Annotated in this window: 19 protein-coding genes; 17 read left to right on the forward strand and 2 right to left on the reverse strand. The window is 56.5% G+C overall.

Going from position 1 to position 18674, the window contains the following annotated elements:
* Nucleotides 1-14: 14 nt before the first annotated feature.
* The 6 genes from NYE69_RS06420 to NYE69_RS06445 all read left to right on the forward strand — a co-directional run bounded on the left by NYE69_RS06420 (nt 15) and on the right by NYE69_RS06445 (nt 5687).
* A complete protein-coding gene (locus NYE69_RS06420) occupies nt 15-596 on the forward strand; it encodes an Rrf2 family transcriptional regulator (RefSeq protein ID WP_340925230.1) in 582 nt (193 codons plus the stop codon).
* Nucleotides 593-1663 (forward strand): lactonase family protein, encoded by a 1071-nt coding sequence (locus NYE69_RS06425; RefSeq protein ID WP_340925232.1) that lies wholly within the window; start codon nt 593-595, stop codon nt 1661-1663. Before NYE69_RS06420 ends, NYE69_RS06425 begins: the two co-directional genes overlap by 4 nt.
* An 826-nt stretch (nt 1664-2489) precedes the next feature.
* Nucleotides 2490-3566: a sulfate ABC transporter substrate-binding protein gene (locus tag NYE69_RS06430; protein WP_340925234.1), complete on the forward strand. Its 1077-nt coding sequence runs from the start codon at nt 2490-2492 to the stop codon at nt 3564-3566.
* Between the two features lie 99 nt (nt 3567-3665).
* Complete coding sequence (gene cysT, locus NYE69_RS06435; protein WP_124332792.1) at nt 3666-4496, forward strand: sulfate ABC transporter permease subunit CysT; 831 nt, start codon at nt 3666-3668, stop codon at nt 4494-4496.
* A 41-nt stretch (nt 4497-4537) separates the two neighbouring features.
* On the forward strand, nt 4538-5398 hold the full coding sequence (gene cysW, locus NYE69_RS06440) for a sulfate ABC transporter permease subunit CysW (RefSeq protein ID WP_124332791.1): 861 nt from the start codon (nt 4538-4540) through the stop codon (nt 5396-5398).
* A gap of 49 nt (nt 5399-5447) precedes the next feature.
* Complete coding sequence (locus NYE69_RS06445) at nt 5448-5687, forward strand: YezD family protein (protein ID WP_340925240.1); 240 nt, start codon at nt 5448-5450, stop codon at nt 5685-5687.
* Nucleotides 5688-6774: 1087 nt separating this feature from the next.
* On the opposite strand, the gene NYE69_RS06450 is transcribed toward NYE69_RS06445, so the two are convergent.
* On the reverse strand, nt 6775-7707 hold the full coding sequence (locus NYE69_RS06450; protein WP_340925242.1) for a hypothetical protein: 933 nt from the start codon (nt 7705-7707) through the stop codon (nt 6775-6777).
* Nucleotides 7708-7873: 166 nt separating this feature from the next.
* On the opposite strand from NYE69_RS06450, the gene NYE69_RS06455 reads away from it, so the two are divergent.
* The 9 genes from NYE69_RS06455 to NYE69_RS33640 all read left to right on the forward strand — a co-directional run bounded on the left by NYE69_RS06455 (nt 7874) and on the right by NYE69_RS33640 (nt 14771).
* Nucleotides 7874-8311 carry a GNAT family N-acetyltransferase gene (locus NYE69_RS06455; protein WP_340925244.1) on the forward strand — a complete coding sequence of 146 codons (438 nt, stop codon included), beginning with the start codon at nt 7874-7876 and terminating at the stop codon, nt 8309-8311.
* Between the two features lie 147 nt (nt 8312-8458).
* Nucleotides 8459-9292, forward strand: a complete 834-nt coding sequence (locus NYE69_RS06460; protein WP_196427616.1) for a sulfite exporter TauE/SafE family protein — start codon at nt 8459-8461, stop codon at nt 9290-9292.
* 1 nt (nt 9293) lies between these two features.
* A complete protein-coding gene (locus NYE69_RS06465; protein WP_036626474.1) occupies nt 9294-9671 on the forward strand; it encodes a DUF1634 domain-containing protein in 378 nt (125 codons plus the stop codon).
* Between the two features lie 759 nt (nt 9672-10430).
* Complete coding sequence (locus NYE69_RS06470; protein WP_340925248.1) at nt 10431-11102, forward strand: NAD(P)-dependent oxidoreductase; 672 nt, start codon at nt 10431-10433, stop codon at nt 11100-11102.
* 277 nt (nt 11103-11379) lie between these two features.
* A complete protein-coding gene (locus NYE69_RS06475) occupies nt 11380-13248 on the forward strand; it encodes an NAD(P)H-hydrate dehydratase (RefSeq protein WP_340925250.1) in 1869 nt (622 codons plus the stop codon).
* Between the two features lie 362 nt (nt 13249-13610).
* On the forward strand, nt 13611-13904 hold the full coding sequence (locus NYE69_RS06480) for a transposase (protein ID WP_328272439.1): 294 nt from the start codon (nt 13611-13613) through the stop codon (nt 13902-13904).
* A gap of 11 nt (nt 13905-13915) precedes the next feature.
* A complete protein-coding gene (locus NYE69_RS33630; protein WP_445744818.1) occupies nt 13916-14395 on the forward strand; it encodes an IS3 family transposase in 480 nt (159 codons plus the stop codon).
* Entirely contained in the window at nt 14373-14678 is a 306-nt protein-coding gene (locus NYE69_RS33635) for a DDE-type integrase/transposase/recombinase (protein ID WP_445744819.1), read from the forward strand. The genes NYE69_RS33630 and NYE69_RS33635 overlap by 23 nt, the downstream gene beginning before the upstream one ends.
* The gene (locus NYE69_RS33640) at nt 14679-14771 is read left to right on the forward strand and encodes an IS3 family transposase (RefSeq protein WP_445744820.1); all 93 of its coding nucleotides are present in this window, start codon (nt 14679-14681) and stop codon (nt 14769-14771) included. It begins immediately after the preceding gene.
* Between the two features lie 126 nt (nt 14772-14897).
* Here NYE69_RS33640 and NYE69_RS06485 read toward each other — a convergent pair whose 3' ends face one another.
* Nucleotides 14898-15797 (reverse strand): SDR family oxidoreductase, encoded by a 900-nt coding sequence (locus NYE69_RS06485; protein WP_340925254.1) that lies wholly within the window; start codon nt 15795-15797, stop codon nt 14898-14900.
* A 515-nt stretch (nt 15798-16312) separates the two neighbouring features.
* On the opposite strand from NYE69_RS06485, the gene ssuE reads away from it, so the two are divergent.
* Together ssuE and NYE69_RS06495 are read left to right on the forward strand one after the other, a co-directional pair.
* Entirely contained in the window at nt 16313-16858 is a 546-nt protein-coding gene (ssuE, locus tag NYE69_RS06490) for an NADPH-dependent FMN reductase (protein ID WP_340925257.1), read from the forward strand.
* Between the two features lie 226 nt (nt 16859-17084).
* Nucleotides 17085-18524, forward strand: a complete 1440-nt coding sequence (locus NYE69_RS06495; RefSeq protein WP_340925258.1) for a 6-phospho-beta-glucosidase — start codon at nt 17085-17087, stop codon at nt 18522-18524.
* Nucleotides 18525-18674: the final 150 nt, after the last annotated feature.

Here is an 18674-nt window from a genome sequence, read left to right on the forward strand (position 1 = left end):
AAGGGGGAAGGAAAATGAATAGCGAATTTACGGTTGCGGTCCATTGTCTGTTGTTTCTGGACAATCAAGGAGAGCAAATGGCCAACAGCGAGCAAATCGCCTGCAGCGTCGCGACCCATCCGGCCCGCGTGCGCAAAGTGCTTAGTTCGCTGCGAAAGCACGGATTGGTGACCACGAAGGAGGGGGCCGGCGGGGGATACCAGCTCAACACGGAACTTGCGCGGGTCACCTTGGGCGATTTGTACCGCCTGTTTGCCCGCGGTTCGCTGCACCCGGGCTGGTGCTCCGGCAGCGATAAGTCCTCCTGCCAAATATCGTCCAACATGCATACGGTCATGGACCGGATTTTCAGCGGCGGAGAGCAGCGACTGGAGTCGTATTTCGATGAGCTTTCCTTGTCGGAGGTCAAACGGATGGTGGACGAAACCGGCAGCCAGGCCGGAAGAGATCGCTGCACGGGGAAATATGAGGAACGGGTAAATATGCAGAATATGCAGGATATGCAGAATATGCGGGATAAGCAGGGTCTGAAGGATACGAAGGGTCTGGAGGGTCTGTTGGAAGCGCGGGAAGCCAAAGGAGGAATGATGGGGTGAGTATTTTTAAGCGAACGGATTCCCGGTTGTTTTTTGCAGGCGCTTACGCGGAGATGGGCGACCCGGGGATTCATTTATGCGAGCTGGACTTGCGCAGCGGCGCAATGCGTATTCTCGGACAAACGGACGGGATTGCGAACCCGTCTTTCCTGGTCGCGGATATGGAGGCATGGCGGCTTTATGCGGTCAGCGAACAGAGTGAAGGGAAAGCGGTCAGTTTTGCGATCGACCCGGCGGACGGCGGCTTGACCAAGCTGAACGAGCTTCCGACGCTCGGGGCGGATCCCTGCCATCTCGCATTGGCGAAGGCCGGCGGGGCCTGCCTGCTCGCCTCCAATTATTCCAGCGGCAATGTGAACAGCTTTGCGCTGGGCGAGGATGGAGCGCTGGCGGGGATACGATCGAACGTTCAGCACGAAGGCGGCGGCGTTCTTCCGGAACGGCAGGAGGGGCCACATGCCCACAGCGCCGTTCCCAGCCGGGACGGGAAGTATGTTTACGTCTCCGATTTGGGAACCGACCGGATCGTTATATACCGGCTGGAGGACGGAAAGCTTGCCAAGCACGGGGAGGTACGGCTTCCGGACGGCTCCGGACCGCGCCATTTTGCCATTCATCCTTCCGAGCGGTACGCCTACGGGATAAACGAATTAAACAACACGCTGACCGTATACGCTTACGATCCGGATCAAGGGTGCCTGGAGCCCTTGGAGCATGTCGGTACTTTGCCCGGGGATTTCCGGGGCGAAAACTATCCGGCCGACGTTCACCTGTCTCCGGACGGCCGTTTCCTGTACGGCTCCAACCGGGGGCACAACAGCCTCGTCCGCTTCCGCATCGATCCGGGCAGCGGCAAGCTTAACGACCCGGAATGGACCGGCACCGGCGGGAACTGGCCGCGGAACTTCGCCGTGCTGGACGGCTACGTACTGGTAGCGAACCAATACAGCGGCAATATCGCGGCATTCCGGCGGGATGCGGAAACGGGCCAGCTGTCGCCCGCAGGCCGGGAACTGGCCATCGCCAAGGTCGCTTGCATCGAGCCGCTGAACCCGGGAGCGTTGTAGAGGCAGGGAATGGGGATGCCGGGAAGGAGCGTGGCGCGTATTCCGTTTGCGTCCTTTCCGCGCCCCCGTTTGAGAATAGCGGTAATTTATGGCGTTATTTTCCTCGATTTGAGCTGCATTGTTGAAATAGAGGAAAAAAATGTCGCTATGTGCTCGGAAACGGGTTGAAATCAAGTAAATGTACGCGTCGGACGAAGTATAGCGGTAAAAAATTCCTCTATTTTCCCGCTGACCGTGAAAAGCGAGATATAGCGACATTTTTTACCGCTATTGTGGTTGCAACTATGTTTGATCCGGCCGCTCACTCCAACCCGGCTGTCCCCCCTAAGCGAACCTGACCCAATCCGACCACACCTGACAACACCTGACCACATCTGACCCAATCCGATCACACCTGCTAACCACATATACCATATCTAGCCAGGCTTATCTTCGGTACGCATACATGCGAAACGCTGAAGATCCTCCCACGTCAAACTCTACATTTCACCGAATATCCAGCCCCCATTTTTGCGGCTCGTACATTCGCTTTTCGCAATATAAGGGGAGCTTATAAATAATTTGGTTTTTTTGAATAAAATGTTTGACAATTTTAGGCTCCCGATAATAAAATAACACCATAGCATACTAAACAGGTAGGAATAATTTAAAATGTTCTAACCGTACGGACGGAGGAACGCTCTACTTGCCTTGGCAGACACGGGTAGCGGCTCGGTTTGACCGTAGGGATTGGGGCGTTTCTCCGTCCTCCTTTTAGGGCTGTGCCGGAGGCATAAAGCTTGCCGGCGTTTCAAGAAATTATCAGGAGAGCAAGGGGAGTGATACGATGATCAAACTGTGGAAACAAGGGGTTCTAATGGGTTTGGTGCTGGCGATGCTGACGGTGATGACGGCCTGCTCGGCGGATAATAAGCGGGGCGAGGAGGCCAGTGCGCAAGCCGGTTCTGCAGGCGGCGGGGAGAAGCTTAAGGAAGTGGAACTGCTGAACGTATCCTATGACCCGACCCGGGAGCTTTACGAAAAATACAACACAGCCTTTGCCGCTTATTGGGAGAAAGAGAAGGGTCAAAAAGTTACGATCAAGCAGTCGCACGGCGGCTCGGGCAAGCAGAGCCGGGCGGTGATCGACGGCCTGGGGGCGGATGTGGTTACGCTGGCGTTGGGTTACGATATCGACGCCATTCAGCAAAGCGGCCTGATCAACGAGGGCTGGCAGCAGAAATTTGAGCATAACAGTTCCCCTTATACCTCGACGATTGTGTTTTTGGTGCGCAAGGGCAATCCGAAAGGGATCAAGGACTGGGACGATCTGATCAAAGACGGGGTGGAGGTTATTACGCCGAACCCGCAAACCTCGGGCGGCGCCCGCTGGAACTACCTGGCGGCATGGGGATACGCCCTGCACCATAATAATAACGATGAGGCCAAAGCGCAGGAATTCGTCAAGGAGCTGTACCAGCACGTTCCCGTTCTGGACAGCGGCGCCCGCGGGGCGACGACGACCTTCGTCGAACGCGGACTCGGCGATGTGCTGCTCGCTTGGGAAAACGAAGCCTGGCTCTCCGTAAAAGAGCTCGGCCCGGACAAATTCGATATCGTCTACCCGTCGGAAAGCATCCTGGCCGAACCTCCCGTGGCGGTCGTGGACAAAAACGCCGACAAGAACGGAACCCGGGAAGTCGCCGAAGCTTACCTGAAATACTTGTACTCGGAGGAAGGACAGACGATCGCGGCGGAAAATTATTACCGGCCGACGCTGGATAGCGTGAAAGCCGAGTTTGCCGACCAGTTCCCCGACATCAAGCTGTTTACGATTGACGAAGAGTTTGGCGGCTGGGCGCAGGCGCAGCAGAAGCATTTTAACGATGGAGGCATTTTCAGCCAGATTTACGTTCCTAAGTAACCGACCGTACCAAGCGGAGGATAGGTCCCGGGAGAGGCGGGCCGAACAAACCGCCGAGCCGCTCCCCGGGCCTGAAACAGGAGAAAGGATGAAGTAAACATGCACAGTAGCGCCACAAAGCGCGGAGTACTGCCCGGATTCGGGCTGACCATGGGATACAGCGTGCTTTATCTGAGCTTGATCGTGCTGATCCCGCTCTCCGCCTTGCTGCTGAATTCTACGGGACTTACCTGGGAAAAGTTTTGGGATGTCGCCACGGATCCGCGGGTCTTGGCCTCTTATCGGGTCAGCTTCCTGACCGCGGCGGCCGCCGGCCTGATCGATGCCGTGCTGGGGCTGCTGCTGGCTTGGGTGCTGGTCAGATACGATTTCCCCGGAAAAAGATTGTTCGACTCCATGATCGATCTTCCCTTTGCGCTGCCCACCGCGGTGGCGGGAGTATCGCTGACGGCGATTTACTCGTCGAACGGCTGGATCGGCTCCTTGCTTGAGCCGCTGGGCATCCGCATTGCGTTTACGCCGATAGGGATTACGCTGGCGCTGATGTTTATCGGCATCCCTTTCGTCGTCCGGACGGTGCAGCCGGTGCTTCAGGACCTCGACGCCGAAGTGGAGGAGGCCGCGGCCACGCTGGGCGCCAGCCGGTTCCGCACGTTCCGCAAAGTTGTGCTGCCCGAGCTGTTGCCGCCGCTGCTCACCGGGTTTGCGCTGGCATTTTCCCGCGGCATCGGGGAGTACGGCTCCGTCGTGTTCATTTCCGGCAACATGCCGATGAAGACGGAAATCGCCCCGCTGCTGATCATGTCGAAGCTGGAACAGTTTGACTACGCCGGTGCGACGGCGGTGGCGCTGATCCTGCTGCTCATCTCGTTCGTGCTGCTGCTGCTGATTAACTCGCTGCAGCGCCGGGTGCGCAAAACCGCGAGATAACGGGTCAAACAGGAGATTTCAGTCATGGAGGAGGAAATCATATGGCGGGTTCTGTACCGTTAGCTGCCCATAAGCCTACTGCGCCCGATCGCCAGACCCGAAAAGGGTCGGGCGCCGTGAAATGGGTGCTCGTCACCCTTGCGGCGCTGGTGCTGATCTGGCTGATCGTATTGCCGCTGGCCGTCGTAATCACGGAAGCTCTGAAAAAAGGCTGGGGGGTTTACGTGGAAGCCATCCGCGACCCCGACGCCTTGTCGGCGCTGCGGCTGACGCTGCTCGTCGCCGTCATCACCGTTCCGCTGAACACGATTTTCGGCGTGGCGGCCGCCTGGGCGATCACTAAATTTAAATTTCGCGGCAAGCAGTTGCTCGTGACGCTGATCGATCTGCCCTTTGCCGTTTCGCCCGTCATCGGCGGCCTCATTTACGTGCTCGTCTACGGGGTTCACGGCTGGTTTGGGCCATGGCTGCAGGAGCATGACATAAAGATTATTTTTGCGCTGCCGGGCATCATTTTGGCGACCTTGTTCGTCACCTTCCCCTTCGTCGCCAGGGAACTGATTCCGCTTATGGAGGATCAGGGACAGCAGGAGGAAGAAGCAGCGGTAACGCTGGGCGCGCGAGGCTTCCGGATCTTCTGGAAAGTGACGCTCCCGAACATTAAGTGGGGACTGCTGTACGGCATTATTTTGTGCAATGCGAGAGCGATGGGGGAATTTGGCGCCGTGTCCGTCGTATCCGGCCATATCCGTGGGGAAACCAACACGCTGCCGCTGCACGTGGAAATTTTGTATAACGAATACCAGTTTTCCGCTTCGTTTGCGGTGGCGTCCCTGCTGCTGATGCTGGCGCTCGTTACGCTGCTGCTCAAAAGCTGGTTTACCCGCAAAAGCAGCCATTAAAACAAGGCGCGAGTCCCAAGATTCGCTAAAGAACGGGAGGGCGATAAAAATGGCAAGACCACTAAAGGTAGATGATGTCTGGTTGGAACGAATTGCCGGACTGTTGGGCGGAATGGAATTCGGCTCCCTGAACATCGTCGTTCACGAGGGGCAAATCGTGCAAGTCGAACGCACGGAACGTAAGCGGTACGAATTAAGCTCGGGCAGCTCGGCCAGTTCGGCCAGAACTGCCAAATCGTCCCGCCACGCAGTCAAGTCTTTACGCGAATCGGGATCCGTGCCGAACTGATATTGTTAAACAACCCCGCTCCAGGCAGCGAAGGCCACACGCCGTGCTGCTTCAGGAGCGGGGTTTTTAAGTATAAACTTCGTGCAATCGGTTGCCTGATACCGCAAGAAAAGCTACCGCTAAGCTCGGACTGGTTTCCTTGAGGATACGTCGATAGATGTTTTTCTTAAGATTAAAGAATTATAACTCAACTTTCGCAGAACGAAAATCGGCTTAACCGCTGATACTGTACAGATGGACTACGAATAAAATCTTAACCTTGACCATGAACTGCAAATCATACAACTAACTTTACATCTTTTTACCCAATCACTTGTTTAATTGCATTTCATACAACTACATCCTCGACTCTGTGCTTCTTTATCGAAATATAGCGGAGTAATTGCAGGTTTTACACTTGATCAAGCGCTGTGGCAGCATTTCCGGATAAGCAACTGTACAATTTGCAACTATTCCTTTCAACAATAGACCAAGAAAGCTGGAGTACGAAACAGGTACGCTCGGATGGAGCGATCGCTTTGCCACAACTGTTGGAACCGATCCACAAAGTCGCCTCGACAACCGGGAATAGTTTTTCAGTGTCAACTTCAGGACTGGATAGCTGCTTCGTCCAGTTATATCAACTCTTACTTGCCAATTACATACTGCGAAAGCTGAATTATAAATTCTCGGCGGAGCTGAGCAATTCTATAATCGCAAGAAAAACTTCCGCTAAACGCGTAAACGCGGTTTGGCTTCCTTGAGGGTACACCGGTAGATGTTTTTCTTATACACGTCTCATACGTATCTGTTGCGCGTCGCCTCTTTATGTTGCAGCCAACTGCAAAAGTGCAGTTCATATGGTGTAATTTCCCTCTCGGAGGCGAATGAAATGCAAAAGTGCATCTTTTTGGAGTCAATATGGAAAAATGTGGTCATATAGGCGGATGTGACATGCACTTTTGCATTTCGAGTGACCATTTCGGGGCGTTTTGACAAAAATCGCCTGCACTTTTGCATTTCGCGGAAACTTGTTTGCGGCCTGGCTCTGACGGTGTATTCTGACGGCATCCCGACGCCGTGAGCGCCGGGAGTTGCCCATACACTTTTATCGGTCACGCGATTCGTCGTCCTTTTTGGCGTCCGCGTGGCCGCCGTCGCTGCCGCCGCTGCCGTCGCCGGAAGCCGCCGATGGATGGCCGACATACGGGCGCGATTTCCGCGGTTTGCGGCCGTTCAGGCGATAACCCCAGCCGAAAAGCAGCAGCTGCAGGCCTAATATATAAGGAGCGAACACGTATCCGCCCAGATGGAACAAGGCCAATAAGCCGATCAGCGCGGCAAGAATCCGGGCGAGCGCCGAGCTTTCGTTTTGGCGGCGGAGGCTCATCACTGCCGGATAAAACACTACCAGCGCAAGCCAGGTTGAAACGAGCTGGATCCATGACGCCCAAAGACGCCAGCGGTCTGCCCCTACGGCCGGGGCCGGAAAGGACTCGTCCACCAGCCGCAGCAGCCATAAGAAGGTGAAAAACAACCCGGCCGCAAATAGAAACGGCAGCGAAGGGCGAAAATAGCGCCACAACCACTGCCCCCACCCCGGCTGCTCCATCTGGCGCAGCAGCTTGTCCCGTTCGGCGATCAACTGCTCGCTTTCCCTTTCCAGCGTCTTCAGCAGCAGTTCAAGCCGGGCGGCGTCGCCGTCGGCGGCGTAGACCGAAATTTGCGCCAGCGCGTTTTCCGTCGCGTAAGGAGCGGCGCGCAAGGAGAGCAATTTGTTCAACAATAAGCGTTTTCCCGCTCCCGAGAGTGCGGGTTTGTCCAAAGCGCGCAGCAGCGCCGCCACCGCGGCCGCGTACAATTCCAGGCTGATTTTCAACTGCTCGAGCCGTTTATGTTCTTCAAACGCCGCTCTGCGGCGGGCGGTTCCGTACAACCAGAGAAAAATCACGAGCGCCAGGAAGGCGGTTACAGCGGACCCCTGATGCAGCCGAAACCAAGCTATCCACTCCGAAAAGGACACCGTGATCCCCCTTTCCATTTTCCTCCTTCCACTATTGCACAGGAGCATGGCGAATTTCAAGGCGCTTCGTCAAAAAAGCGGCAATTCCCGGAAATTGAGGGTGAAGTCTGAAAAGCAAAGTGTTATACTTGGTAGCTGACGATAGGAGCAGGCGTTTTTTTCGGTTATCGGAAGGAGTGTACATATGGAATTGAACCAGGAGAACCAGGAGATCCGGGTCATCCGGGACGCACCGAGCGTACAAGATTACGTCAAGCTCAGGGAGCAAGCGGGATTAAGCCCCCGCAGCGCGGAAGGAGCGGAAGTCGGGTTAAGGAACTCACTGTTCGCCGTATCGCTGTATGATCCGGAAGGATTGGTTGGCATGGGACGGGTGATCGGTGATGGGGGCTGTTTTATGCAGGTCGTCGATATCGCCGTCCGGCCGGATGCCCAGGGGCAAGGGCTGGGAAGTAGAATCGTGGGGGAAATCGTCGGTTACTTGGAGACAAGCGCGCCGCCGCTGGCCTATGTGAGCCTGATCGCCGATCCGCCGGCGGACCGCTTATACCGGAAGTTCGGTTTTGAATACACGGCACCCCAGTCGCACGGCATGTTTATGCGGATCGGCAACCGGGCGTAAAATATTAAGAAAGACCTGCTCAGTACAGAATTTGCTTATCGGCCATTCCCCGCGCGCATCATACGCCGGTTAGCGCCAACGTTGCGCATCGTGGTCAGCATTTCTGCAAATCGTCACGGAAAAATGATCAGCAAAGGAGATGCAGTTTTGACAACGATCGTTATTGAAATTTTTCTAATCGCCATATTGGCGGGGATCGTGGGCTCAATTCTGGGCCTGGGCGGGGGCATTATCGTGACGCCGGCGCTCACCCTGCTGTTTGGCGTCGACATCAACCATGCGATCGGGGCGAGCATTATATCCGTCATCGCCACGTCCAGCGGCTCGGCGGTGGCGTACCTGCGCGATCGGATCACCAACTTGCGGGTCGGCATGTTTCTGGAGATCGCCACGACCGTCGGCGCAATCACGGGGGCTTTTGTCGGGGCGTTGATCGCGCCGCGGGTTTTATTTTTCATTTTTGCCCTGCTGTTGCTTTATTCGGCTTATTCCATGATCAAAAAAGGCAAGGAGGAAGTGCCGGAGGGCGTCCGGCTTCATCCCGTCGCGAAAAAGCTGGGGCTGCAGGGAGAGTATTACGACAAGGCGATCGGCAAAAGCGTAGCCTACAACATCGACCGGGTCTATGAAGGCTTCGGGGTCATGTACGGGGCGGGCGTCGTTTCCGGCTTGCTCGGGATCGGCAGCGGCAGCTTCAAGGTGATGGCGATGGACGTGTTTATGAAAATGCCGCTGAAGGTGTCCACGGCCACCAGCAACTTTATGATGGGGGTTACGGCGGCGGCCAGCGCGGGCATTTATTTGCTGCGCGGAGACATCATTCCGACCATTTCCGCCCCGGTGGCGCTGGGCGTTCTCGTCGGGGCCACCGTAGGGTCGCGGATCATGCAGCGGCTGAAAAGCAAAACGATCCGCAAGCTGTTTATTCCGGTCATGATTTATATCGCCTGCCAAATGATCTACCAAGGATGGAGGGGTTAACATGAACGAAGGTCATCCTGCGGAAAAAAACCGCGCCATCGAAGCGGAGATCGTCGTCAGCAAAATGCTGCGGATCGGCGTCATCGTGGCCGCCGCCGTGATCATCGCCGGCCTGCTGCTATTTTTGGTGACGGGCGACAGCGGCTACCCGGGAGACACGTACCCGACAAGCTTTGGGGACATCGCGGGCGGGCTGATCGCTTTGAAATCGGCCGCCATCATTCAGGCGGGGCTGCTGCTGCTGATCCTGACCCCGGTGCTCCGCGTGTTTGTTTCGCTGTTTGTGTTTTTGGCGGAAAAAGATTACCGCTTCGTGCTGATCACGGCGGTTGTTTTCGTCATTTTGATCGCAAGTTTTTTGCTCGGCAAAGCGGGCTGAAGGAAATGGCAAGAACGGCCGGTTGAACGGCCCCGCGAACAGACTGGTTAAGCTCCTGGCAGAAGTGCCGGGAGCTTTTTTAAGATTATAGAGTCTATAAATTTTCAGCGGATCTGGACGATTCTATAATCGCGGGGGAAAAACTACCTTTAAACGCGGTCTGGCTCCCTTGAAAGTACGTCGATAGGCGTTTTTCTTATATGGCCGAAAAGAACAGCCGGAAGCTATCATTTCAGGTTAGGCAGAAACGGTTGGGAACGGCAAGCTGTTAGCTGACATCGGCAGGTTAGCTGACATCGGCAGGTTAGCTGACATCGGCATGGTTAGCTGACAGGTTCCCTGCGGCCTGACACCCTGACACAACGTTCTGATTGGAAATATCCAATAGAATGGAAACATGATGGCGAATACAGTGGCTTGATTGGATAATTCCAATAGATGAGGCTTGGCAAGGCGCAAAACGGAGCATTCGAGCGAAATCTACTGGATTTTTCCAATGAGCGATGCGTGGAAAAAGGAGTTTCAACAAATTCTATTGGAAATATCCAACGTGTCTCCATAATAGACTCTCTAAAAGCAGGCCCGCTTTATTGGACACTATACAGCAGGGAAACGGTCGGGGAACCATATGTCGGGGAACCACATAATTTGGTGGAACCGGGAGCAGGCGGTGTTTTGAACTGCCGTTTTGGGATGATTATAATAAGAGCAGCCGAATTGGGTTGACGACAAGCGTAGAGAGGACGGAATGGATAACCGATGAATATCGCATTGTTTGGGGCCACGGGCACGATTGGAAAAAGAATTTTGAGCGAAGCGCTGCGGCGCGGTCATGATGTGACGGCGGTGGTGCGCGATCCGTCGCGGCTTGCCGAAGCGGACCTGCAGGAAACGGGAACGGGAGCGGCGAAAGGCAAACGGGGAACGCTGAGCGTGATGGAAGGGGATATTTTGATGCCTGATTCCATCGCCAAGGCGGCGGAGGGGCAGGATGTTGTCATCAGCGCTTACGGTCCGCGCTTCGGGGATGAGGATGAGCTGCAGGAGGCGACGCGCTGCCTGATCGAAGGGACGAGACGCGGCGGCGCCCGCAGACTGATCGCCGTTGGAGGCGCGGGAAGCCTTGAGGTTGCGCCGGGCGTCCGGCTGATGGATACGCCGGAGTTTCCGGAGGAGATCCGTCCGCTGGCCCGGGCGCACAACGAAGCGCTGGCGTTGTATCGAGCTTCTGACCTGGACTGGACGGTAATTTGTCCGCCGGCGGTCATTGAACCCGGCATACGGACGGGGCAGTTCCGGATCGGCCTGGATCGTTTAATCACGGATGAACGGGACCAAAGCCGGATCACCGTCGAGGATTACGCGGTGGCGCTGCTGGACGAGGTCGAAGACCCGCAGTTCCAGGGCGCAAGGTTTACCGTAGCTTATTAAGAGAGGAACTAGTTAAAGCTTTAAGCGCTGCATGGAAATCGAATGCGATTAAAGCTTTAAGCGCGGTATGGAAATCGGAATGCGATTGGAGTGCTGGGGAGCACTGGCGTGCGGGATGGATGGCGGAAAGAAGACGAACCGGAAAAAACTGTGCATAAACAGGATGTTGCTAAAGAGTTACGCCAGAGTTACGCCGGCGATAGGCAGTAAATTCGGGGAAGGCGGCCAATTCCGTTGATCGCGGATTTGGCGGCTGGATGTGAAGGGAGGAGCAGGGATGAGATTTGTGACAGCGGAGCAAATGCGGGAGATTGACCGGCATGCGATTGTACATATGGGAATTCCGTCGGCCGCGTTAATGGAAAATGCCGGACGGGCGATCGCCGAAGAGGTGCTGGCGTTTTGTCGGGAGCGCCGGCAACAAGCCGGGAAATGGTCAAGACAGTGGAGCGTGGATCAGGCCGCTGCTGAACGAATTTACGAAGACGGATGGGACATTTGCGCGAACAAGCCTTTGCAGGCATTTGGACCGGACACCCGCGAGAGTGGGGCCAGACACGGAGACGGAGGTAACGCTCCCATTCATCAGCTTGCGCGGGCGGGCCGATCGGATGTCCGCGTGGGCGGGTCCATACGGGGAGACGTACGGCATGGACGAAGTGCGTTTGAGGGCGGCGAGCCGCCTTTTGGGCCGGTTTGCCCTAACGCCGGAGGCTTTGGCGAGCTGGGCGCGACGGACGGGTATCCGGAGCATTGGCTGATCCTGGTCGGCAAAGGGAACAACGGCGGCGACGGCCTGGTGTGCGCCCGGCATTTGGCCGATGCGGGCGTAAGGGTAAGCCTGGTGTACGCCGAAGCGCCGGAGAAGCTCGGCGGCGAAGCGGCGCTGCAGCAGCGCATTGCGGAAGCGCTGGGGCTTGCGGGCGCGGTGTACGCTCCCGGTGCCGTGGCGTCGGCCCGCTCACGAGGCGTGACCGGGATCGTTGACGCGCTGCTCGGCACCGGCGCCAAAGGCGCGCCGCGCGGCGCTTACGCCTCCCTGATCCGGGAGGCGAACGAAAGCGGGCTGCCGATCGTCGCAGCCGACATCCCCAGCGGGCTGGACGCCGATACGGGCGAAGCGCACGACCCGTGCATCCGGGCCCGGATTACGGTGTGCCTCGCCTTTTTGAAGGCGGGGTTGACGCAGTATCCGGGGGCCAAGATGGCAGGGGATGTGATCGTCCGCTATATCGGCATCCCCCGGGAGCTGCCGCAGGGCGTGGAGGCAGCGGGATTTGTCCTTACCGAGGAGACGCTGCGCGGCGAGCTCGGGGTGGACCCCGGCCTGCGGCGCGCAGCCGACGGCCACAAGGGCACGTACGGGCACGTGCTGCTCGCCGCGGGCAGCCTGCCGCTGAGCGGCGCCGGCCTGCTCGCCGCCAAAGCCGCGCTCCGCGCCGGCTGCGGGCTGGCGACGTGGGCGCTGCCGGCGGCGCTGCTGCCGCATGTGCTCGGGGCCGTGCCCGAGCTGATGCTGGCGCCGGCCGCTAGCGGCGACGCCGGCGCCTGGAACGCAGCCGCAGCGGGCGAAGTGCTGCGGCTGCTGTCGGCGCGCGATGTGCTCGCGGTCGGCCCGGGGCTGGGCCGCTTCCCGGGCGAGGACGCCTTCCTGCGCGCCTTGTGGGAGGGCGCTCCGCGTCCCCTGGTGGTGGACGCGGACGCCCTCAACATTCTCGCCGCGGCCGGCGGCCTGGCGGCGTGGAAGCGCCGGGACGCGGCGACGGTTTTGACGCCGCATCCCGGCGAAATGGCCCGGCTCGCCGGGCTGGCGACGGCCGAAGTGCAGCGGGACCGCATCGGCCTGGCGCGCCGCTTCGCCCTTGAGCACGGCGTCACGCTCGTGCTGAAGGGAGCGCGCACCGTTGTAGCGGCCCCGGACGGCCGCGTCTTCGTGGGCGTCACCGGGCACCCCGGCATGGCCACCGGGGGATCGGGGGACGTGCTGACGGGCATCATCGCCGGGCTGCTGGCCCAGGGCCTGGACGCCGTTCAGGCGGCGGCGCTTGGCGTGCACCTGCACGGCCTCGCCGGCGAACGCGCCGCTGCCGCCCGGCCTGGATCTCCCGCCTCTTTGCTGGCCGGAGACATCATCGAAGCGCTGTAAGCGGCCGAATCTATTGACTCTTTTTGCCTTCCGGAAGATCATTTGTCATTAGTCGAACGGCTCCCCAAGAACCGCGAAAACTCGGGAAGCCTGTTGCCGCTCTCGTAGAATCGTAGCCCCGGAAATAGCAAAAGAAAGTCGCAGCATCGCTCAACCGGGATAGACTGAAGTAGAATAGCCGCAGCATCGCCTACCTGGGACATAGCAAAAGAAAGTTACGGTATCACCTACCTGGATATTGCAAAAGGAAAGTCACGGCATCGCCTACCCAGAATAACGGCAAAAATAGAGCTAGAATAAAAAGTGGACACGACGTTAAGTGATGTGGAAAATAGGACTTAACGAAGAAAGAGGTGTCCGTCGTGGGAGAGCGTCAACGATACAATGAGGAATTTAAAAAGCAAGCCGTAAAATATGTTCAAGAGCAGACGAAGACCTTGCCGGAGATCGCCGAGGAAATGAACATTCCCGTGGGAACGTTGAAGAATTGGATGACGAAGTATCGTTCATTTGAAAATGAACCCATTGTGAATACAGAGAAACTCCGTCAGCTGGAAGAACGTTTGCAGGCGTCGGAACGGGAAAAAGAGGACTTGCAGGAAGAGCTGGCGATCTTAAAAAAGGCTCTGCACATCTTCAGCAAAGAACGGAACTGAGGTTCCAATTCATCGAAGACCATCGCTCCAAGTTTCGAGTGGAGAAGATGTGCAAAGTAATGCAAGTGTCCCGGAGCGGATTTTATAAGTGGAGAAAGGCGGCGCCCAGTGAGCGGGAGTTGAGGAAGGCAAAGGTGTTGGAACGGATTGCCTACCATTTTCAGGACAATGATGAGTGTTACGGCAGTCCGAAAATTACCCGTAAGTTATGGGAGGAAGGCATTCAGATCTCAGAGCGTACGGTCAGCATCTACATGAAAGAGTTGGGACTGCGTTCTTGCGTCTCCCGGAAGTACAAAGTGCAGACAACCGACTCCAACCACGACTTACCTATTGCTCCGAACATCTTAGAGCAGAAATTTGCCACGGCTAAGCCAAACAAGGTGTGGGTAGCGGACATTACCTATATTCCGTGCCGAGGGGGCCGGCTGTACCTTGCCAGCGTAATGGACCTGTGTACCCCGCGAGATTGTAGGTTGGCGTCTTCATGATCGGATGACGACAGATCTCGTCCTAGACGCACTGGAAGCTGCGTACGAAGCAAAGAAGCCGGGCAGGGGGGGGATTCACCACTCCGACCGCGGCTCACAGTATGCATCCAAAGACTACCGGGATAAACTAGAGGCTTTCTTTATGAAGGCCAGCATGAGTCGTAAAGGGAACTGTTACGACAACGCATGTATCGAATCTTTTCACAGCATCTTGAAGAAAGAACTCATCTACCGTACAAGATTCAAGACCAAGCAGCAAGCATACGAGTCCATCTTTCGGTAAATTGAATTCTTCTACAACCGCAAACGAATCCATAGTTCGATCGGTTATTTGTCACCGGTTCAATTTGCTGCACGTTTTAAAAAGACGGCCTAGTATTTTTCACTTAAAGGGTGTCCACTTTCTTGACAGAGGTCCAAAAAGGGCGTTATTTTGGTCGAGCTGCCCCCTCGGCGCCCCCCTTGCGTCCTCTCTCGGCGCCTCCCCTTGGCGTCCTTCTATCTAGGTTGTTACCATATCGCCGCCGTTCACGTGCACGGTTTCGCCGGTGACGTAGGAGGAGTCGCCGCTGGCCAGGTACACGTAGGCGGGAGCCAGCTCATACGGCTGCCCGGCGCGGCGGATCGGGGTGTCCGTTCCGAACGTGGCAACTTCCTCGGCGGAGAAGCTGGAGACGATGAGCGGCGTCCAAATGGGGCCGGGGGCGACAGCGTTGACGCGGATGCCGAAATCGATCAGGGAAAGGGCCAGGGAACGGGTGAACGAAACGACCGCACCTTTGGTGGCGGAGTAATCGATCAGTGTTTTGTGTCCTCTGTAAGCGACGATGGAAGCGGTATTGATGATCGAGCTGCCGCGCCGGAGATGGGGCAGGGCGGCTTGCACAAGGAAAAAGTACGAAAAAATGTTTGTTTGAAACGTATGGTACAGCTGCTCTTCGGAGATGTCGGCGATGCTGAGCTGCGGGTACTGAACACCGTGGTTGTTCACCAGGACATCGAGCCGCCCGAAGTGGCGCATTGTCTCGTGGATCACCCGCTCACAGTTGGCTTTGCGGCGCAAATCGATTTCAATGAGCAGGCAGCGCCGCCCCAGCGCTTCAATTGTCCTTTTCGTTTCCTCCGCGTCGGAGGTTTCCCATAAATAAGGGATGACGAGGTCCGCCCCTTCCTTGGCGAACGCCACCGCCACGGCGCGCCCGATGCCGCTGTCGCCGCCGGTCACGACAGCTACTTTCCCCCGCAATTTGCCGCTGCCGCGGTATTCGGGATTTTCGAAAATCGGCCGCGGACGCATTAAGCTTTCCAGACCGGGCTGTTTTGCCTGATGCTGCGGCGGAAAAGCGATCGGCTGCTCCTTGCAGACCGTTTTTTTGCCGATATACGGATACACGGGATTCATGATTACTAACAGGCCCCTTCCTAAAAACGGTAATTTTGCTTCATCGTATGCAACCGCCCATGGGGATGTGCCCAGACGGCAGCAGCTCCTAAGCGGCTTCATTGACTTTTTCTTAAAATATTGATAGCATTTTTTTAAACCTAGCAGGTTCATCGGAATTTGACAGAAGGCTTGGTGTGACGGACCGCCTGGTGCGGTAGGACACTTAGTGCGACAGTACACATGGCGGCAGTAAACCTAGTGTGCAGTATACTTAGCGCGAGTACACATAGCCCGGCAGTACACATAGTCCACAGTACACCTAGCACGTAGTACACCTAGCACGCAGTACGCCTAGTGCGCAGCACACCTAGCACACAGCATACCTAGCACGTAGTACGCCTAGTGCGCAGTACACCTAGCACTCAGTACACCTAGTGCACATTACACTTGATGCGGCAGGCCGTTTGGTCTGATGGCGGTTCGTATACCGATTTTGAAAATAAACCATCTGTTGCATAAAGGAGAGAATCCATATGGCAAAAGTTACGATCATTAACGGCAGTCCCACGCCGGGCTCCCGGCTGACGGCTGTCCTTTCCCTGACGGAGGAGCTGCTGGGCAAAGAAGGGTTCGAGGTCCGGAATTTGAATGTGGGCGAGCTGCCGCCGGAAGATTTGATCCATACCAAATTCGAAAGCGCGGCGATCGTCAAGGCGAATGCGATGGTGGCCGAGGCGGACGCGGTGATTGTGGCCAGCCCGGTATACCAGGCCTCCTATACGGGCGTGCTCAAAACTTTTCTCGATCTGATCCCGCAAAAGGGGCTGGCCGGCAAGGTTGTGCTGCCGCTGTTCATCGGAGGCAGCCTGGCTCACCTGCTGACGATCGATTACGCTTTAAAGCCGGTATTGTCCGTGCTGGGCGCCCGCTACATCCTGGGCGGGGTGTATACGGTCGACTCGCAAGTGGTCCGTAAGGAAGAGGGCGGATACGAAATCGCCGAGGAGTTAAAGCTAAGACTGGAGGAGAACGTGAAGGAACTGGTGCGGGAAACGAAGCTGCGCCAGCAGTCGTCTTAGCCTTCCGTTCCACGGCCCGAAGCCGCGCACCCGGCTTTCTTTGGTTGACATCCTCCCCGAATGATTGTTAAAGTTGAAGCATAATCAAAAATGACACGGGGATGTTACCACTCGGGCATAACCTGAACGCTCCAGTACGCACCGATCGTGCGGCCGGGGTTGTTCGGGTTTTTTTGTTACGACAGGTTCGTCCCTGCAATGCCAGCAAGAAGAAAGGAGCATGAACATGACCGGTTTTAGATTCCCGGACAACTTTTTATGGGGCGGGGCAATTGCCGCAAACCAAGCTGAAGGCGCTTATCTGGAGGGCGGCAAGGGCCTTACCTTGGTGGATTTGCTGCCGACGGGGGAGCAGAGAAGAAGCATCATGAAAGGCAGCGTTCCGTCGTTTAAGCCGCTGGACGGCGAATTTTACCCGTCCCACGAAGCGATCGATTTTTACCATCGTTACAAGGAAGACATTGCTCTGTTCGCGGAGATGGGCTTTAAGGCGCTGCGCGTCTCGATTGCCTGGGCGCGTATTTTCCCTACCGGGGAAGACGCCGTACCGAATGAGGCCGGCTTGAAATTTTACGACGACCTGTTCGACGAACTGCTGAGAAACGGCATTCAGCCCGTTGTCACCCTGGCCCATTTTGATGTGCCGGTGGCTTTGATCGAGAAATACGGCAGCTGGAGAAACCGCAAAATGGTCGAGCTGTTCGAAAGATATTCCAAGACGGTGCTGGAACGCTATAAGGACAAAGTGAAATATTGGATGACCTTTAACGAGATCAATATGCTGCTGCACCTGCCGTTTTTGGGCGCGGGCCTCGTTTTTAAGGAAGGTGAAAACGTCAAGCAAATTCAATATCAGGCGGCGCACCATCAGCTCGTTGCCAGCGCGCTGGCGGTCAAAGCCTGCCATGAGCTGATTCCGGACGCTAAAATCGGCTGCATGCTCGCAGCCGGCAGCTTTTATCCGTATACGTGCAACCCGGAGGACGTGTACCAGGGCATGGAAAAAGACCGCGAATCCTATTTCTTCATCGATGTGCAATCGCGCGGTGAATACCCGGGGTACGCCAAACGCTTTTTCCGCGATCACGGCCTGACTATCGAGATGGAGCCGGGCGACGCGGAGCTTCTGAAAAAACATACCGTAGACTATATCGGCTTCAGCTACTATTCGAGCCGTACGACGAGCACGGATCCCGAAGTAAACAAAAAAATGACCAGCGGCAATGTATTCGGTTCCGTCGCCAACCCTTATCTGGACAAATCCGAGTGGGGATGGACCATCGATCCGCTCGGCCTGCGCATTACGGCCAACCAGCTCCACGACCGTTACCAGAAGCCGCTGTTTGTGGTGGAGAACGGGCTTGGCGCGCACGACGAGGTCACTCCGGAAGGAGAAGTGAACGACGACTACCGGATCGACTATCTGAAGCGCCACCTGGCCGAGCTGGGCGAAGCGATCCAGGACGGATGCGAGATCCTCGGCTATACGAGCTGGGGGCCGATCGACATCGTCAGCGCCTCCTCCGGGGAAATGAGAAAACGCTACGGCTACATCTACGTGGACCGGGACAATGAAGGCAAAGGCGCGCTGAAGCGGATCAAAAAGAAAAGCTTCGGCTGGTACAAAAACGTCATCCAATCGAACGGTGAAAATCTCGGCGAGTAACCGCGCCGGTTTGCTGAAAATGGAAAATCGGAGGTCCCGGGTGCCCGGGGCTTCCCTTTTTACGCTGAAAGCGTTGACAATTCAAGGTTCGCCAGCTACACTTGAGTTGAATCCAAGCCGAATAAAGATCTTTTAGGATTGTTACTGCGC

Origin of the sequence: Paenibacillus sp. FSL R5-0527, assembly GCF_038008055.1 — a bacterium.
Lineage (GTDB): Bacteria > Bacillota > Bacilli > Paenibacillales > Paenibacillaceae > Fontibacillus > Fontibacillus macerans.

Bases quoted from the DNA above. Each gene is read 5' to 3' on its own strand.
- NYE69_RS06420 (WP_340925230.1), top strand. From the start codon at position 15: ATGAATAGCGAATTTACGGTTGCGGTCCATTGTCTGTTGTTTCTGGAC.
- NYE69_RS06430 (WP_340925234.1), top strand. From the start codon at position 2,490: ATGATCAAACTGTGGAAACAAGGGGTTCTAATGGGTTTGGTGCTGGCG.
- cysT (WP_124332792.1), top strand. From the start codon at position 3,666: ATGCACAGTAGCGCCACAAAGCGCGGAGTACTGCCCGGATTCGGGCTG.
- cysW (WP_124332791.1), top strand. From the start codon at position 4,538: ATGGCGGGTTCTGTACCGTTAGCTGCCCATAAGCCTACTGCGCCCGAT.
- NYE69_RS06445 (WP_340925240.1), top strand. From the start codon at position 5,448: ATGGCAAGACCACTAAAGGTAGATGATGTCTGGTTGGAACGAATTGCC.
- NYE69_RS06450 (WP_340925242.1), bottom strand. From the start codon at position 7,707: ATGGAAAGGGGGATCACGGTGTCCTTTTCGGAGTGGATAGCTTGGTTT.
- NYE69_RS06455 (WP_340925244.1), top strand. From the start codon at position 7,874: ATGGAATTGAACCAGGAGAACCAGGAGATCCGGGTCATCCGGGACGCA.
- NYE69_RS06465 (WP_036626474.1), top strand. From the start codon at position 9,294: ATGAACGAAGGTCATCCTGCGGAAAAAAACCGCGCCATCGAAGCGGAG.
- NYE69_RS06470 (WP_340925248.1), top strand. From the start codon at position 10,431: ATGAATATCGCATTGTTTGGGGCCACGGGCACGATTGGAAAAAGAATT.
- NYE69_RS06475 (WP_340925250.1), top strand. From the start codon at position 11,380: ATGAGATTTGTGACAGCGGAGCAAATGCGGGAGATTGACCGGCATGCG.
- NYE69_RS06485 (WP_340925254.1), bottom strand. From the start codon at position 15,797: ATGAATCCCGTGTATCCGTATATCGGCAAAAAAACGGTCTGCAAGGAG.
- ssuE (WP_340925257.1), top strand. From the start codon at position 16,313: ATGGCAAAAGTTACGATCATTAACGGCAGTCCCACGCCGGGCTCCCGG.
- NYE69_RS06495 (WP_340925258.1), top strand. From the start codon at position 17,085: ATGACCGGTTTTAGATTCCCGGACAACTTTTTATGGGGCGGGGCAATT.